The sequence below is a fragment of the Bacillus sp. FSL R5-0576 genome (genome assembly GCF_038004765.1).
Lineage (GTDB): Bacteria > Bacillota > Bacilli > Bacillales > Bacillaceae > Bacillus > Bacillus subtilis.
Genome location: NZ_JBBORU010000001.1, coordinates 2194475 through 2207103 on the forward strand (window position 1 = coordinate 2194475; position 12629 = coordinate 2207103).

The 12629-nt window shown below is 45.1% G+C and carries 13 protein-coding genes; 5 read left to right on the forward strand and 8 right to left on the reverse strand.

The genetic code is table 11. The features are described from left to right. Window positions 1-7 precede the first annotated feature (7 nt). Complete coding sequence (locus tag NX903_RS11150; RefSeq protein ID WP_014477259.1) at window positions 8-166, forward strand: hypothetical protein; 159 nt, start codon at window positions 8-10, stop codon at window positions 164-166. Here the strand turns inward: NX903_RS11150 and NX903_RS11155 are convergent. The 5 genes from NX903_RS11155 to NX903_RS11175 all read right to left on the reverse strand — a co-directional run bounded on the left by NX903_RS11155 (window position 163) and on the right by NX903_RS11175 (window position 4750). After that, window positions 163-549, reverse strand: coding sequence for a VOC family protein (locus NX903_RS11155; RefSeq protein ID WP_080287617.1), 387 nt, complete (start codon window positions 547-549; stop codon window positions 163-165). The genes NX903_RS11150 and NX903_RS11155 overlap by 4 nt on opposite strands. A gap of 3 nt (window positions 550-552) precedes the next feature. Continuing rightward, the gene (gene coaA, locus NX903_RS11160) at window positions 553-1512 is read right to left on the reverse strand and encodes a type I pantothenate kinase (RefSeq protein ID WP_014480189.1); all 960 of its coding nucleotides are present in this window, start codon (window positions 1510-1512) and stop codon (window positions 553-555) included. Window positions 1513-1583: 71 nt separating this feature from the next. After that, on the reverse strand, window positions 1584-2930 hold the full coding sequence (gene dsdA, locus NX903_RS11165; protein WP_086344047.1) for a D-serine ammonia-lyase: 1347 nt from the start codon (window positions 2928-2930) through the stop codon (window positions 1584-1586). A 75-nt stretch (window positions 2931-3005) separates the two neighbouring features. Beyond that, entirely contained in the window at window positions 3006-3785 is a 780-nt protein-coding gene (locus NX903_RS11170) for an SDR family oxidoreductase (protein WP_024572439.1), read from the reverse strand. Between the two features lie 5 nt (window positions 3786-3790). Continuing rightward, on the reverse strand, window positions 3791-4750 hold the full coding sequence (locus tag NX903_RS11175; RefSeq protein ID WP_041849992.1) for an MBL fold metallo-hydrolase: 960 nt from the start codon (window positions 4748-4750) through the stop codon (window positions 3791-3793). Between the two features lie 405 nt (window positions 4751-5155). Between NX903_RS11175 and proC the strand changes: the two genes are divergently transcribed. Continuing rightward, complete coding sequence (gene proC / locus NX903_RS11180) at window positions 5156-5992, forward strand: pyrroline-5-carboxylate reductase (RefSeq protein WP_029946536.1); 837 nt, start codon at window positions 5156-5158, stop codon at window positions 5990-5992. 39 nt (window positions 5993-6031) lie between these two features. On the opposite strand, the gene NX903_RS11185 is transcribed toward proC, so the two are convergent. Continuing rightward, window positions 6032-7675 carry a M20/M25/M40 family metallo-hydrolase gene (locus NX903_RS11185; RefSeq protein WP_086344048.1) on the reverse strand — a complete coding sequence of 548 codons (1644 nt, stop codon included), beginning with the start codon at window positions 7673-7675 and terminating at the stop codon, window positions 6032-6034. A 171-nt stretch (window positions 7676-7846) separates the two neighbouring features. Between NX903_RS11185 and namA the strand changes: the two genes are divergently transcribed. Both namA and NX903_RS11195 read left to right on the forward strand, forming a co-directional pair. Continuing rightward, entirely contained in the window at window positions 7847-8863 is a 1017-nt protein-coding gene (gene namA, locus NX903_RS11190; protein ID WP_003230377.1) for an NADPH dehydrogenase NamA, read from the forward strand. A 109-nt stretch (window positions 8864-8972) separates the two neighbouring features. Next, window positions 8973-9731, forward strand: a complete 759-nt coding sequence (locus NX903_RS11195; protein ID WP_024571718.1) for an alpha/beta fold hydrolase — start codon at window positions 8973-8975, stop codon at window positions 9729-9731. 43 nt (window positions 9732-9774) lie between these two features. Here NX903_RS11195 and rpmG read toward each other — a convergent pair whose 3' ends face one another. Next, window positions 9775-9924: a 50S ribosomal protein L33 gene (rpmG, locus tag NX903_RS11200; RefSeq protein ID WP_003226511.1), complete on the reverse strand. Its 150-nt coding sequence runs from the start codon at window positions 9922-9924 to the stop codon at window positions 9775-9777. 81 nt (window positions 9925-10005) lie between these two features. Beyond that, window positions 10006-10929: a ribonuclease Z gene (rnz, locus tag NX903_RS11205; protein WP_004398681.1), complete on the reverse strand. Its 924-nt coding sequence runs from the start codon at window positions 10927-10929 to the stop codon at window positions 10006-10008. A gap of 226 nt (window positions 10930-11155) precedes the next feature. On the opposite strand from rnz, the gene zwf reads away from it, so the two are divergent. Next, complete coding sequence (gene zwf, locus NX903_RS11210) at window positions 11156-12625, forward strand: glucose-6-phosphate dehydrogenase (protein WP_086344049.1); 1470 nt, start codon at window positions 11156-11158, stop codon at window positions 12623-12625. Window positions 12626-12629 lie beyond the last annotated feature (4 nt).

Sequence of the window (12629 nt, forward strand, 5' to 3'; positions counted from 1 at the left end):
GAAGAACATGAATATAGGTGATGTGATGTTTCAGCTGTTTGTATTTATTATATTTGCCGCTGTCATCTTTGCGGCTGTTACAGGCTTCAAGTATGCGAAAAACCGAAAAGCGCAGCTGGATCGCATTGAGAAAAAGCTGAACAGCCTGTCCGAAGATCACGATTAACAGCTTGGGGCAACGAGCTCTACCTTAATCCGGTCCGGATCCTCACAATAGACTGCATAATGCCCGTCTCCTCCGGCAAAAGGATGCCTGTCTCGGTACAACACACGATAGCCTTTTGCCGTCAATTTTTCGGTCATCTGATCGACTTGAAGCTTGGATTCAGCATGAAATGCGAGATGGTTCAGACCGACTCGGCATCTATGGTATTCCGGCTCTAGAAATGGCTCTTTCGCCTGCACAATCACTAGGTAAAAACGATCTTTCTTCCAGCTGATGCCTGAGCTCCATTTTTGATACTCTTTATAGCCAAGTTCTTTTAAGAACCATCCCCAAAACCGCCTAGACGCCTCCAAATCAGAGACATACAGTTCGATATGATGCACATTTCATACCCTCCTTACCAGCACTTCCTCGACCTTATGCCCGTCTCCCTTACGCAAAATGAGATCTGACCTGAATTTAGTCGGCAAAATATTTTCATATAAATTCGGCCGGTTGACACTCTCCCAAATCGAGGCTGCCATCTCGTCAGCCTCCTGATCGGACAAGTCTTTAAATTTATGAAAATATGAATCAGGATTTTGAAAAGCAGTTTCCCGAAGCAGGCGAAAACGCTCTAAATACCAAGTGAAAATCCGGCTTTCCTCCGCATCCACATAAATCGAAAAATCAAAGAAATCGGAAACAAAAATACGCGGGTTTTCCCGGTCATCCTCCAAGGTGGGCGACTGAAGAACATTAATGCCTTCAATAATCACAATATCCGCCTGTTCTACAACCTCGAACACACCTTCCTCGCGGTCATAGGTTAGATGGGAATACACCGGGGCCTTTACGCTGTCCTTTCCTGATTTTAAGTCATTCAAAAATTCGAGCAGCGCCTTTACATCATAGCTTTCAGGAAACCCTTTTCTAGACATCATATTTTTCTTTTTCAGCTCGGCAGTAGGAAATAAAAAACCATCTGTCGTGATAAGGCTCACTTTTGGACGGTCAGGCAAACGCGAAAGCAGCTTCTGCAAGATCCGCGCCGTCGTGCTTTTTCCGACTGCGACACTGCCGGCAATGCCGATAATAAACGGAATTTTGGCTGAATGTGGGTGCTTCAAAAAAACATTGACATGCTTATTGCGTTCAGCCGCAGACTTGACATGCAAATGAAGCAAGCGAACAAGCGGAATATAGATCGTTTCCACTTCTTCAACAGATAGATAATCATTCAATCCTTCCACAGCTTTTGCCTCTTCTTCAGATACAGCAATCGACAAATGCCCCCCAAAACCAGACCAAGACGCCCGATTGTGCTGTGTATATAAAGTATGTAGGTTAAGTTCTTTATTTTTCACTGTTTACACCTGACTCTCTGTAGGTTAAAACCCTTACAAAGATTGTAACGGAAAACCTTTTCACTGTCTGCTTATTTTTCATTTCGTTTTTTTAGCAAATCAGCACCAATTCGGTTATACGCGGCCATTTCATCTTTTGGAACCATGCTTCCTCCCGTTCCCCAGACGACATGTACGGCATGTTCCATCTTATATTTCTGACCATAGCGCCTTCCCTCTTCTGTCGAAAAAAGCTGAATCGGCCCGAACATGCCGGCAAGAGCAGAGGGCTCTAAATATTTATCTTCAGATACAGCCAGCATATGAAGCAAAGTATAAAGCGTATTGTCCTCTACCGTATAACAGCCGCTCAGAAGCGGTTCAATCAGCTTGCCGACAAATCCTGACGGCCTCCCTACGGCAAGTCCGTCAGCAGCAGTCTGATTATCCAGGCCGATATCCTGGACGGAGATCTTCTGGTGAAGTCCTGAATAAAGCCCTAACAGCATACAAGGTGAATGAGTTGGTTCTGCGAAAAACACATGAACATCATCTCCGTATAAAAGCTTCAGCCCAAATGCTACACCGCCCGGTCCTCCGCCGACTCCGCACGGCAGATACACAAACAAGGGCGTCTCAAGACTCGGCTGTATATTCATACAGTCAAGTTGTGTTTTTAATCGGCTTGCAGCAACAGCATATCCTAAGAACAGCTGACGAGAATGTTCATCATCAATAAAATAACAGAATGGATCTTGTTCCGCCTGCCGTCTCCCTTCGTTGACCGCTTCGCTGTAATCTGTTTCGTACTCCATAACAGTGACTCCCTTTTGGCGGAGGAGATCCTTTTTCCACTGCTTAGCATCGGCGGACATATGCACTGTCACGCGAAACCCGAGTGCCGCGCCGATGATGCCGATGCTTAAACCCAGATTTCCTGTCGAACCGACAGCAATCGAATAGCGGGAGAAAAACCCGGTAAACCGCTCTTCCTGTAAGATGCGGTAATCATCGGTTTCCTGAAGCATTCCTTCTTGAAGCGCGAGATTTTCAGCATGCTTTAACACTTCATAAATCCCGCCCCTCGCTTTAATCGATCCTGAAATCGGAAGCTCATGGTCGCACTTTAAAAGCCATCTTCCCGGAAATGGCTGCTGATATGCCGCTTCCAGCTTTTCCTTCATATGCTGCACCTCAAAAAGCGGAGACTCGATGATTCCTTTAGCGCCTTTCGTCTCAGGAAACACCTCGGCAATGTAAGGTGCAAACCGCCGCATTCTTTTTTCCGCTTCCGCTATCTCGGTTGCCCACTCATCTGCACGGGGTAATGGCCCCTCTTTCTTGCCTGAATTTGCCCAGAATACAGGCTCTGCATCAATCAGTTTCTGTATAAACGGATCTTTAAGCAGAGCATGAAGGACTTCTGAATGAACTGACATTCAACAATCTCTCCCTTCCACTATCAAAAACTGCCTCGTGAGAAACAAGCCACTCCACCACAGGCAGTTCCATCATTATTTTTTCATGAACGCGCGTCCTGCCAGCTTTTCTACAAGAGCTGGAAACAGCTGATACAGCTTAGTGCCGGCATTCATTAAACGCGGAAGATTGATCTCCCGCTTTTTCGTAAAAATTGCAGCTGTAATTTGAGCTGCTACGTCATCAGGATCAAGCATCCAGCGGCCGACATTTTTGGCGTAGTCCCCGCCTTTATCAGCAATGGAAAAAAAGTCCGTCTGAATCGGTCCCGGGTTGACTGTTGTCACATAAATGCCGGTTCCCGAAAGCTCCATCCGCAAAGCGTTTGAGTAACCTAACACGGCATGTTTGGTCGCGGAATACAGGCTAGACTTCGGTGTTGCGATTTTCCCCGCTTGAGAGGCGATATTGATGATATGGCCCTTTTTTTGCTCAAGCATTTGCGGAAGCACCGCTTTTGTACAGGCGATCAGGCCGAAGACATTCACATCAAACATCGCTTTCATGTCATCCAATGTAGAGTCTAAAACCGTTTCAAATATACCGAAGCCTGCATTGTTAATCAGTACATCAATCGAGCCGATCTGATCGCGGACCCGGGCGATATCCTCTAGGCGGCCGACATCCAGAGGAAAAATCTCACACTGTCCGCTCCATTCCTCGGTTATTTTCCTTTTGATTTCTATCAAACGATCCTCGCGTCTAGCCGACAGCAGGACATGGGCTCCTTCAGCCGCGCATAAGTATGCGATTCTTTCTCCAAGCCCTCCTGAAGCGCCGGTTATCCAAATCCTTTTTCCCGCTATATGTTTCACCCATTTCACCTCTTCATTGTTTTAAAGTATGCGGTATTTCCTTCCCAATATGACGTGATGGCTTCTTCAGCCTCCAACACATCAAGGTGACCTGCCGTTTCTGACATCGTTAAAAACAATTCCTTTTCATATACAGCAGGAAAAAGCTGCTGACAGACCTGAAAAGCGGTCATCGGCTTTTCATCCAGCATGCGACGCACATCCTCCGTCCTGTTCCTCTGCTTGTCAAAACGCTTCTCAATCAGCGCTTGTACACTGGTGATAGGCTCGCCGTGACCAGGAAATACGATTGTTGGATCAAGTTGAGACAGCCTTCGCAATGACCGCTGATAATCCACTAAAGGCTTTGACCTAACGTCTCCCGCTTTCGGCGCTTCCAAAATCGGATTAGACGAGCTGTTTGCCAGCAGTAGATCGCCGCCAAGCATCCTTCCGCTTTTTTCATGGAACAGAACGATATGCGATTCAGCATGTCCAGGCATCTCCAACACAGACCAGCCCTCAAGCCCATCTATGCCCATACCTTCTCTGATTGATTTTGTCAGAGATCTCGTACAGGAAAATGCGTACGCTGATCGAATCAGCTTTTCCGCCTTCCCCGTATCAAATGGAACGCCTAATTCAGGCAGCAGCTTTTGAAAAAAACGTTTTTGCCAATCCATAAAGGCTTGATTTCGGCTGATATAAGGTTCGTTGAATGTATGCCCAATCACTTCGATTTCATCTGAAAAGACATCAAGCAAGCCTGCATGATCAGCATGATGGTGAGTCAGTACAACCTGCTCGATATCTGACAATTTCACATTTACAGCGGCAAGCTGCTCTTGTAAGGCTCTGGCAGCCTCTTTTGTATTCGGCCCTGCATCAATAAGTGTCAGTGCATCACCTTTTACGAGGTAAACGATAACATCGCCGACAGCAAACGGCGTCGGGACGCGGATCGCAATTACATCTTCAGTTGTCATCCATTCGCTCCTTGTCTTCATTCATTATTCATATTTTAGCTTTTTCTCGATCTTGTGTCATTATTGCTGAATGAGAACAAACCTTTTTGAAAAAGCTATTGACATCAGCTTGTCCGCCATTGCATAATGAACAACAAACTAAAACGAGAACCATTGGAACGCTATGACGAGGAATAGTATACAAGGCAATGGCCTAAGAGAGCGATACCCCCTGGCTGAAAGGTGTTGCGGCCCGCTTGTTTGTAGAAGCTGCCCTCAAGTCGCGGTTAGGAAAACCTAAACGTTTCCCGCGTTACGGGATTTGAGCTGAGCACAATTTGTGCTAATGAGGGTGGTACCGCGAACCTTTTCGTCCTTTACGTGATGAAAAGGTTTTTTTGTTGTTCTGATAGAAGGAGGATATCAATGAAAAAGATAGGATTTGTCGGCGCCGGGTCAATGGCAGAAGCAATGATCAACGGCATTTTGCAAAGCGGCATCACAAAACCAGAACATATCTATATTACAAATCGCTCAAATGACGAGCGTCTGATTGAATTAAAGGAAACGTACGGCGTGCGTCCATGCAGAGATAAAAATGAGTTTTTCACTCACACCGATATCATTATCCTCGCTTTCAAACCGAAAGACGCGGCGGAAAGCATCGACAGCATCCGGCCGTATATCAAGGACCAGCTTGTAATTTCAGTACTTGCAGGCCTTACCATCGAGACCATTCAGCATTATTTTGGCAGAAAGCTCCCGGTCATTCGCGTCATGCCTAATACATCGGCGGCAATCAGAAAATCAGCAACCGGATTTTCCGTAAGCGCGGAAGCAAGCAAGAATGATATAATTGCCGCAAAAGCTCTATTGGAAACAATCGGTGATGCAACACTGGTTGAGGAGCGGCATCTTGACGCTGTCACTGCAATTGCAGGCAGCGGCCCGGCCTACGTGTATCGTTATATTGAGGCGATGGAAAAAGCGGCACAAAAAGTAGGATTAGATAAAGAAACGGCAAAAGCACTCATTTTGCAGACAATGGCAGGGGCAACAGATATGCTCCTTCAAAGCGGCAAACAGCCGGAAAAGCTGCGTAAAGAAATCACTAGTCCTGGAGGCACTACAGAGGCAGGTCTTCGCGCTTTACAGGACTCCCGCTTTGAAGAAGCAATTATTCACTGTATTGAAGAAACAGCTAAACGGAGCGCAGAAATCAAAGAACAGTTTGCCGGTGCCGCCTTAGAGAGACATTCTTAGATGTAAGACAAAAACAGAAGGCACAGTGCCTTCTGTTTTTTATGTTTCCCGCAGCAGCTGGCCGGCAGATTCTGATTGCTTTAATAGCGCGGAGATCGTAAATGAAAGCAAATCGGGAAGCACTTCAAAGGAATAAGGCATATACAATCTTTCCGTCCATTTATGCGGGTCTTTACCAGCCGGACCGACATTTAAAACCGGGACATATAAAGCCTGATTTTTACCGCTTGGCAATGAATTTCCTCTGTTAAAGAGCGGCATATTGCTTGTGTATGCATCAACCTCCTGCTTTTCCAGCTGAAGATAACTCAAGTCCGAAAGTCCGGGGAAGTACTGAACCTCCCGTAATGCAATGCCGTATCGGTCAGCCGCGTACTGCATAAGCTGATCAGCTGTATTCCTGATCAATTGATCATCCTTCGAAGAAACCGCCGGATACAACGGCGGGCTGTAAAAAAGCACAATGAGCGGCGCATCCTCCTTACAAAGCGAAGCAAGCTCAGAAACAATTTTCGTCGAAAAATCCCTGTCTCCAAGCTCCCCCCTGTTAGCAAAGGCATAATTTAGAGCCCGCTCTGTTTCCGAGATCCCCGCACGCTTTTTTGCACGCGAGACCAGCTCATCAAATGTCAAAACAGTGATGTTCCGCTCAATCGGCTGAAATGGCTCAAATTGTTGAAAATCCTGTGTTTTCTTCCGAACGTTCGACATGATTTCCTCCGCCGCCTGTTCTGCTGTTTTAAGCAGCATCTGATGCATCTCACTAGCTGAGCGTTTCATTGACAGCACATTAAATAATGTGACAGCTGTATGCGGTGTCTGGACTGAATATGCCTCTTTCAAGTCCTTTTGCATTAAGTTTACCGGCGGCGGAGTGACCTCGCCATCAACCTTTTCGCAATAATCAGCATTCAGTTCAAGCAAACGGTTAATCTCAGATACCATTAAATTTGCGTTTAGGCCTGAAAACGGCTCTCCAACATGTGTCTCAATCCCCTTGCAGAAAAAACCCGCAAGCACCTTGCCAATGCTTCCTGTATAAAAATATTGCTGCTGATCGCCGGGAAATTTTTCAAACATCGGTTCGGCATTCAGGCAAGCGGTTAATGTGATATCATGCTTTTTCTCCATTTCCTTCAATGCAGGAACCGCTTCAATCATGCCTCTTGAATTCACTTCCTCGTCCGGAACCGTTATCAACAGCAGATTGCCCTCAAAATGCCCGTTCATTGCCCTCTCCAGCATCGACAGTTGAACACAAAGCCCCGCTTTCATATCCATCGTCCCTCTTCCGAACAGCCAGTCTCCGCTTTCGGCATCTCTTCTCACACGTTCCGGGAGCAGCTCTTTTTTCTCTAAAAAGGAGCTCAAAAGCTCAGCAGGCTTGCAAGCCATATGTTTAAATTCGCCGTAATCTTCTATGTCAACGACATCAAAATGACTCAGCAGAAGCACTGTCTTTTTGACATTCTTCTTTTTGACTAGAGCCGTAAGAAAAGATCTGCCATCGTCCATCGGATGAAGTATTACATCATCAGGGTGCTTTTGAAAATAGGGCTTGTCCTTCAAAATAAAATAAAGATACTCTGCAAGTGCTGCCTCGCCCTTTGAACCGGTGATGCTTTCGTATTGCACAAGAGAAGTTAAAAGTGCCAGCAATTCGTCCTTCGTCTGCCAATTCATTGATTCCGCCCCTCCTATGAATAAAAATGCTTCTATACTGAAAAATAAACTGATTTCTCGTCTATTATACAGAAATGTTTGACAAAAACGGTTCTTTTGAGCAGTTTATATGACGGGAAAGATATGACTTGATATAATCAATCTCTAAAAACCTTACGGGAGGCGAAAGAAATGGCCAGAAAATTATTCACACCGATTACAATTAAAGATATGACGTTAAAAAACCGCATTGTCATGTCGCCAATGTGCATGTATTCTTCTCATGAAAAGGACGGAAAATTGACACCGTTCCACATGGCACATTACATATCGCGCGCAATCGGCCAGGTCGGACTGATTATTGTAGAGGCGTCAGCGGTTAATCCTCAAGGACGAATCACTGACCAAGACTTAGGCATTTGGAGCGACGAGCATATTGAAGGCTTTGCCAAACTGACTGAGCAGGTCAAAGAACAAGGTTCAAAAATCGGCATTCAGCTTGCCCATGCCGGACGTAAAGCTGAGCTTGAAGGAGATATCTTCGCTCCATCGGCGATTGCGTTTGACGAACAATCAGCAACACCTGTAGAAATGTCAGCAGAAAAAGTAAAAGAAACAGTTCAGGAGTTCAAGCAAGCGGCTGCCCGCGCAAAAGAAGCCGGCTTTGATGTGATTGAAATTCATGCGGCGCACGGATATTTAATTCACGAATTTTTATCTCCGCTTTCCAACCATCGCACAGATGAATACGGCGGCTCACCTGAAAACCGCTATCGTTTCTTGAGAGAGATCATTGATGAAGTCAAACAAGTATGGGACGGTCCTTTATTTGTCCGTGTATCAGCTTCTGACTACACTGATAAAGGCTTAGACATTGCCGATCACATCGGTTTTGCAAAATGGATGAAGGAGCAGGGTGTTGACTTAATTGACTGCAGCTCAGGCGCCCTTGTTCACGCAGACATTAACGTATTCCCTGGCTATCAGGTCAGCTTCGCTGAGAAAATCCGTGAACAGGCGGACATGGCTACTGGTGCCGTCGGCATGATTACAGACGGTTCAATGGCTGAAGAAATTCTGCAAAACGGACGTGCTGACCTCATCTTTATCGGCAGAGAGCTTTTGCGGGATCCATTCTTTGCAAGAACTGCTGCGAAACAGCTCAATACAGAGATTCCGGCCCCTGTCCAATACGAAAGAGGCTGGTAATGCCCATAAGAGATATCCTGTAGAGGATATCTCTTTTTTTATTTTTAGAGAAACGATCGGCTAAGGTTCTCCGTCTCCCTAGTAGAACCAATTAGAGGAGATGACTCCAATGAAATCAGCTTGGATGGAAAAGACATATACAATTGACGGATGTGCGTTTCATACACAGCACCGGAAAGGATCAAGCGGTGTAACGATTGTCTTTGAGGCCGGCTATGGTACTTCTTCTGAGACGTGGAAACCATTAATGGCGGACATTGATGATGAATTTGGCATTTTCACATATGATCGGGCAGGCATAGGAAAAAGCGGGCAAAGCAGAGCTAAACGAACAGCTGATCAACAAGTGAAAGAATTGGAGAGTTTGCTTAAAGCAGCTGATGTAAAACCTCCTTATTTGGCTGTTTCACACTCATACGGAGCTGTCATCACCGGTTTATGGGCCTGCAAAAACAAGTATGATATTATCGGCATGGTCCTTCTTGACCCAGCTTTAGGCGATTGCGCCAGCTTTACCTTTATACCCGAAGAAATGCACAAATCACATACGAGAAAGATGCTTGAGGGCACGCATTCAGAGTTTTCAAAAAGTCTGCAGGAGCTCAAAAAGCGTCAAGTCCACTTAGGAAACATGCCTCTCCTTGTGTTGTCATCAGGAGAACGGACTGAGAAATTCGCTGCTGAACAGGAGTGGCAAAACTTGCACAGCAGCATATTGTCTCTATCTAACCAAAGCGGCTGGATTCAAGCTAAAAACAGCTCCCACAACATCCATCACGATGAACCTCATATCGTTCACTTGGCTATTTATGACGTATGGTGCGCAGCGTGCCAGCAGGCCGCTCCTCTTTACCAGGCAGTCAATTAACGTAAAAAAAGACCGGGCCGTAAGGGATTCCCGGTCTTTTATATTATTTTGTTTCACGGTGAAGGGTATATTTCTTTAAACGCGGTGAATATTTTTTCAGCTCCAAACGGTCTGGATTGGTGCGTTTATTTTTTGTTGTGATGTAATTTCGGTCTCCCGTTTCAGTGCAGGCTAAAGTAACATTTACTCTCATAATTAACATCTCCTTATAAAGCGTAATGATTACGTTTTATTATACAACGTCATCACAAATTGTCAAATAAGAGCTCCGCCTTCAGCCTCGCGGGACGTTTACCTCTAAGAAATCATATGCCGCCACGCTATTGGGGAAAACGTCAACCGCTTCTTTTTGAAGCTCCAAAGAAGCATCTCCCTGGTATCTTGCGCTGATATGGGTTAAAATGAGCTGCTTCGCTCTTGCTTCTTTCGCTGTTACAGCCGCTTGTTCCGTTGTACTGTGATAATAATCATAAGCAAGTTTACGGTCTTCCTTAGCAAAGGTTGCTTCATGAACAAGCACATCACAATCCCTCGCAAGCTCTTTTAGTTTGTCACTTACTCTCGTATCACCGGAGAACACAACAGATCTTCCCTTTTTAGGAGGCTCCAGAAAATCATTCCCATTGATGATTCGTCCGTCTTCAAGCGTTACCGTTTCGCCTTTTTTGATTTTCTGATATACAGGTCCGGGCGGGATGTTCATTTCTTTTAATACATCAGCCTTCAAGGAACCCGGTACGTCTTTTTCCTGCACACGGTACCCAAAGGCTTCCACTCCATGAATAACAGATACCGCTGTGACAATAAACTGATCGTCCTCAAACACGATTCCTTCTTCAATTTCCTGGATCGCAAGCGGATATGTCAAATGGGTCTTCGTGACGGCAAGGCTTGTTTCAATAAACGCCTTGATCCCTTTAGGTCCGTACACTGTCAGCTCGTCCTCTCCGCCTTGAAAGGAACGGCTCCCCAGAAGCCCCGGAAGTCCGTATACATGATCGCCGTGCATGTGTGTAATAAAGATTTTCTCTATTTTACGAGGTTTAATCGTTGTATGTAAAATTTGATGCTGTGTGGCTTCCCCGCAGTCAAAAAGCCATACCGAACGCCTTTCTTCAAGCAATTTTAATGCCACCGACGTTACATTTCTCGCCTTGGCGGGAATGCCGGCTCCCGTCCCTAAAAAAAGTAATTCCACGTTTCCTTCCTCCTACTAGAACCAGATACCTACAAGAATACAGGATCAAGCTCAAAATGTGAATCTTGCCTCTGAAAAGAACAATCCTTTCGTGCTAGAAACATTTTTTCAGCATTCTGCTTAAAAAAGGGCTTAAATGTTTGCTTTCGTTGAATTTTAGATTTAAAATGAAGGAAATATACGGGGTGTACTAAAATAAAGCTTCGAATAAAGTGAGGTACTTTTAGTGAAAACAAACCAACAACCAAAAGCAGTAATTGTCATATTCGGTGCAACTGGAGATTTAGCAAAACGAAAATTGTATCCGTCTATTCACCGTTTATATCAAAACGGACAAATCGGAGAAGAGTTTGCAGTAGTAGGAGTTGGAAGAAGACCTTGGTCTAATGAGGATCTTCGCCAAACTGTTAAAACATCCATTTCCTCATCTGCAGATAAGCATATAGATGATTTCACGTCTCATTTTTACTATCACCCGTTTGACGTGACAAACCCTGGTTCTTATCAAGAGCTTAACGTATTGCTTAACCAGCTGGAAGATACATATCAAATTCCTAACAACAGAATGTTCTACTTGGCAATGGCTCCTGAATTCTTCGGAACAATTGCAAAAACATTAAAATCAGAGGGTGTAACAGCTACAACCGGCTGGTCCCGCCTTGTCATCGAAAAACCGTTCGGCCATGATCTGCCAAGCGCACAGGCATTGAATAAAGAAATCCGCGAAGCATTTACGGAAGATCAAATTTACAGAATCGACCATTATCTAGGCAAACAAATGGTTCAGAACATTGAAGTGATTCGATTTGCCAATGCGATTTTCGAACCGCTTTGGACAAACCGCTACATTTCAAACATTCAAATCACATCTAGCGAATCACTAGGCGTTGAAGACCGCGCAAGATATTACGAAAAATCAGGCGCCCTTCGCGACATGGTGCAAAACCATATTATGCAGATGGTTGCCCTTCTTGCAATGGAGCCGCCTATCAAATTGAACACAGAAGAAATCCGCAGCGAAAAAGTGAAGGTGCTGAGAGCACTGCGTCCTATAGCAAAAGACGAAGTGGATGAATACTTTGTGCGCGGACAATATCAAGCTGGTGAAATTGACGGTGTACCGGTTCCTGCTTATAACGATGAGGATAATGTCGCTCCTGACTCCAATACAGAAACCTTTGTTGCCGGCAAGCTCTTGATCGACAACTTCAGATGGGCTGGTGTTCCATTCTACATCAGAACCGGAAAACGAATGAAAGAAAAGTCCACAAAAATTGTCGTTCAATTTAAGGACATTCCGATGAACCTGTACTACGGTAATGAAAACAACATGAATCCGAACTTGCTTGTCATTCATATTCAGCCTGACGAAGGCATTACGCTTTACTTAAATGCTAAAAAGCTTGGCGGAGCAGCACACGCACAGCCAATCAAACTCGATTATTGCAGCAATTGCAATGACGAGTTGAACACCCCTGAAGCATATGAAAAACTAATTCACGACTGTCTTCTTGGCGATGCAACAAACTTTGCACACTGGGATGAAGTTGCCCTTTCTTGGAGCTTTGTCGACTCTATTTCTGAAACATGGGCAGCAAACAAAACCTTATCTCCTAACTACGAATCAGGCTCGATGGGACCGAAAGAATCTGATGATCTTTTGGCGAAAGACGGCTTACACTGGTGGAATATATAAGAAA

Coding starts and splice junctions, on each gene's coding strand:
- NX903_RS11175 (WP_041849992.1), bottom strand. CDS start 4,750: ATGACAACTGAAGATGTAATTGCGATCCGCGTCCCGACGCCGTTTGCT.
- proC (WP_029946536.1), top strand. CDS start 5,156: ATGAAAAAGATAGGATTTGTCGGCGCCGGGTCAATGGCAGAAGCAATG.
- NX903_RS11150 (WP_014477259.1), top strand. CDS start 8: ATGAATATAGGTGATGTGATGTTTCAGCTGTTTGTATTTATTATATTT.
- namA (WP_003230377.1), top strand. CDS start 7,847: ATGGCCAGAAAATTATTCACACCGATTACAATTAAAGATATGACGTTA.
- dsdA (WP_086344047.1), bottom strand. CDS start 2,930: ATGTCAGTTCATTCAGAAGTCCTTCATGCTCTGCTTAAAGATCCGTTT.
- NX903_RS11185 (WP_086344048.1), bottom strand. CDS start 7,675: ATGAATTGGCAGACGAAGGACGAATTGCTGGCACTTTTAACTTCTCTT.
- rpmG (WP_003226511.1), bottom strand. CDS start 9,924: ATGAGAGTAAATGTTACTTTAGCCTGCACTGAAACGGGAGACCGAAAT.
- NX903_RS11195 (WP_024571718.1), top strand. CDS start 8,973: ATGAAATCAGCTTGGATGGAAAAGACATATACAATTGACGGATGTGCG.